This is a genomic window from Burkholderia sp. Ac-20384, from assembly GCF_017104605.1.
Classification (GTDB): domain Bacteria; phylum Pseudomonadota; class Gammaproteobacteria; order Burkholderiales; family Burkholderiaceae; genus Burkholderia; species Burkholderia lata.
In genome coordinates this window covers 1-3,727 of record NZ_JAAGPE010000513.1, presented here as the reverse complement: position 1 = coordinate 3,727, position 3,727 = coordinate 1, and the positions used below count along the sequence as shown (strand labels likewise).

General features: G+C 64.7%; 3 protein-coding genes. 1 reads left to right on the top strand and 2 read right to left on the bottom strand.

Annotated elements, in window-relative coordinates; genetic code table 11:
- Nucleotides 1-392 (bottom strand): LEA type 2 family protein (locus tag G3O00_RS40880; RefSeq protein WP_206146393.1); only part of this gene is annotated, 392 nt, incomplete at its 3' end.
- Between the two features lie 642 nt (nucleotides 393-1,034).
- Here G3O00_RS40880 and G3O00_RS40875 point away from each other — a divergent pair.
- Nucleotides 1,035-3,203, top strand: a complete 2,169-nt coding sequence (locus tag G3O00_RS40875; protein ID WP_011350779.1) for a M1 family metallopeptidase — start codon at nucleotides 1,035-1,037, stop codon at nucleotides 3,201-3,203.
- Nucleotides 3,204-3,326: 123 nt separating this feature from the next.
- Here G3O00_RS40875 and G3O00_RS40870 read toward each other — a convergent pair.
- A partial coding sequence (locus G3O00_RS40870) for a LysR substrate-binding domain-containing protein (RefSeq protein ID WP_241025575.1) occupies nucleotides 3,327-3,727 on the bottom strand: 401 nt, incomplete at its 5' end.

The following is a 3,727-nucleotide window of genomic DNA, read 5'->3' as shown; positions in this document are numbered from 1 at the left end:
GGCAGCTCGCCGTTCGCGGCCGCGCCGGGCAGGTTCCACGCCTGCCGCGCGGCGGCGAAGGCCGACACGGAAACCGGCACGTCGAGCACGGCCTCGCCGAAACGCGGCACGGTGCCCGAGCGATCGCTGACGCCGCTCGCGAACGGCGTGCCGTTCAGGTCGAGTGCGACTGAGATGCCGTCGTATTCGATCGGCGCGTCGTTCGGGTTCTGCACGCGCAGCTTCAGGCTGAAACGCATCTCGAGGCCCTGCCCGACGAGCGGGTCGAGCCCGGCGACCGTCACGTTCACCGGGTCGCGCGTCAGCCCAGCACAACCGCCGAGCAGGAGCACGGCAGCGAACAGCAGCAGCACGGCGCGCAGCGGCGCGATACGGAACAGGGCTCGTGGCATGGGAGAACCTCCTCGCGGCAATCGGTGAGCGGATCGTCGCTGCATTGTACCGAGCATGCCTCCGTACGCCGGGTTTCGTAGTTTTCGCCGTCACGCGAGATCGTTAATAGATTAAAACTACGAAAATAACAGTCAAACGAAAAGCGCATTAATGCTTTCCAGCATTCAATGAAGCACCGTGAATTCAATAGATGCAATTTCTAAATTTTTCGTTTCCTTTACCTAAAACCATCAAGTATATTTACGCATCCTTCGAGCAAGCCGACAAACCTTGAAGCCGCATGACGGTGTTTTTACGGAATGGCGACACGCCTTCCGGCCATCCTGCGACCAGGCCCGGCCAGCCCTGTAGGTCGTCTGTTCAAGGGGAAAGCGCGCCCGCGCAGGGCGTGCGGCTCCGTGTCGTGCGCGCGAAATCAATTCAGTACAACACGCGCCCGGCCATTTTGAACCGGCAAGTTAACCGACATCCGGAAATCCAGAGGGGGCAGTAAACCATGATTACATTCACGTAGTCGGCCGCCGTCTTTTCGAATAATCCGTCATTGGCATTTTCATCGCTGTTGATTAACGGCGAGGGGATTGTTTTTGCCGGCGTTTTCGCAGCACTGAACGATTCTTTCAACAATCGAGGTTTCAGTCATGTCGATCAACATTCGCAAGATGCGTTATCTGCCGATCGTCGCCGCACTCGCGCTCGCGGGCTGCGGTGGCGACGACGGCGGCGTGGGCTCGGCGTCCGCGCTCAGCTCCGCCGGCGCGCCGCACTCGGGCTCGTCGCCCACCGTCACCGCGCCGCCAAGCGCATCCAATGTCGACAAGAGCGTATCGCCTGTCGAGTTGCCGGACACCGTGGTACCCGTGAACTACCGGCTGTGGTTCCGCCCGAACGAAGCGCTGAACGCGTTCGACGGCCGCGCCGACGTCGAAATCAAGGTGCTGAAGCCGGTCAACAACATCGTGATCGCCGGCCACCGGATCAAGTTCACGAACGGCCGCATCACGCTGCAGCCGGGCAACATCCAGCTGATCGCGACGCCGCAGGACAAGGGCGACTTCTATCAGCTGCGCCCCGTGAGCGGCACGATCTCGCCGGGCAACTATTCGCTGCACATGGAATGGTCGGGCATCATCAACTTCAAGTCGTATGACGATCCGGTTGCGAAGACCGGCGGCAGCTGCGGCGACGATCCGTATCCGGGCTGCTCGGCCGCGGAAGGCATCTTCCGCGTCGACCTGAAGGGCACCGACGGCAAGACGAGCGGCGCGATCCTCACGCAAGGCGAAACCAACCTGTCGCGCCAGTGGTTCCCCGGCTGGGACGAGCCGGCGTTCCGCCCGACCTATGAAGTGACGGCCGAAGTGCCGCAGAGCTGGCGAGTCGTGTCGAACGCGGCCGAGAAGCCGTCGACCAACATCGGCGGCGGCTACAAGCTCGTGCAGTTCGACAAGACCCCGCCGATGCCGTCGTACCTGCTGTTCTTCGGCGGCGGCCTGTTCGACACCTATGAAGACGACTTCACGAGCCCGCTGCCGGGCGGCAAGGGCGGCCTGCACCTGCGCGTGTTCACGCCGCCGGGCATGAGCGACTGGGCGAAGCCGGCGATGGACCGCACCAAGCAGGCGCTCGACTTCTACTACCGCTACACGGGCATCGCGCTGCCGCTCACGAAGTTCGACACGGTGGCCGCGAACGACGCGTTCAAGGAGCAGAAGGACCTGAACTTCGGCGGGATGGAGAACTGGGGGTCGATCCTCGAGTTCGCCGACGACATCCTGCCGCAGCCGGGCCAGCCGATGTCGCACTACGGCAACGAGGTGCTGACGCACGAAGTCGCGCACCAGTGGTTCGGCGATCTCGTCACGACCGACTGGTGGGACAACGTATGGCTCAACGAGTCGTTCGCGACATTCTTCGAAACGAAGACGACGATCCAGTTCTTCCCCAACGAGTTCAGCTGGCTCGACCAGGTGAAGAACAAGTACCGCGTGATCAATCGTGACATCGGCCCGAACGCGTTCCCGGTCGCACCGAACTTCAACGGCTGGGCGTCGAACGACTTCGTGCTGAGCGCCAGCGCGTTCACGTACGACAAGGGCGGCCACGTGCTGAAGACGCTCGAGAACTATCTCGGCGAACAGACGCTGCGCAAGGGCCTGCAACAGTACCTGGTCGACTACTCGTTCGGCAACGGCACGCCGAAGCGTCTGTGGGATGCGCTGTCGAAGGAAAGCGGCCAGGCGATCGGCGCGATCGGCGACAGCTATGTCCGTCAGACCGGGGTGCCGCTGATCTCGCTCGACACGCAGTGCGACCTGACGAAGAACCAGACCGTCATCACGCTGAAGCAGCAGCCGTTCCCGAACAAGAACGCGTATCCGGGCCTGCAATGGACGGTGCCGATCACGCTCGCGTACGGCCAGGGTCTCGCGAAACGCACGACGCTCGCGCTGAAGGACACGCAGACGCAAACGCGCGTCGACGGCTGCACGGGCGTGGTCGCCGACCCGAGCGGGCTCGACTACTACGTCGTGAACTACAGCGATGCGGCCTGGAGCGGGTTGCTCACGCAGGTCAACGGCTCGACCGATCCGGTCCTGCTCGCGAACCTGAAGAGCGAAGCCGCGCTGCTCGTGGCGAACAACCTCGCGCCGGCGTCGCGCTCGACGTCGATCGGCTCGGTCGCTTCGCCGGCCGCGATGAAGCTGCGCCAGACGCCGACCTTCGGCGGCATCGAGCCGGTGACGAAGGAACGCCCGGCACTGCAATACCAGGGCATCTTCAAGCCGCGCAAGGTAGTGACGCAGTAACGGTGCGCATCCGGCCGGTGCCGCGCAGCCTGCGGCTGCCGGCCGGCGTACCGGCTTCTCCGACCTTTGACGGGCCTCGCATGCGAGGCCCTTTTTTCTTTCGGCACGGGCACCCGCCCGCCGTCATGCCCACGCGGCATCCCATGCCGGCTGCGCGAACCACGTCGCGAGGAACCCGACGAGCCGCGACGCGCGTGCGGTGCCGCGCGCCTGCTGGCGCAACACGTGGATCGTCGCCGGCTCGGGCGCCGCCGCGAACTCCAGTAGCACCGCGCGCAAGCGTCCGTCGCGCAGCGCATCGCCCGCGAGCCAGGTCGGCAGGTGCGCGAGGCCGAGCCCGTCGATCGCGGCTTCGAGCAACGCTTCCGAATGATTGCTGCGAAACCGCGGCTGCGCCGGCACGTGGCGGCGTTCGCCAAAGCGCCACGCACCGGGCGGCGGCGCACCGTGCCATGCGAGGCAGTCGTGGCCGGCAAGCGCGTCGGGCGACCCGGGTTCGCCGCGCCGCGCGAGATACGCCGCGA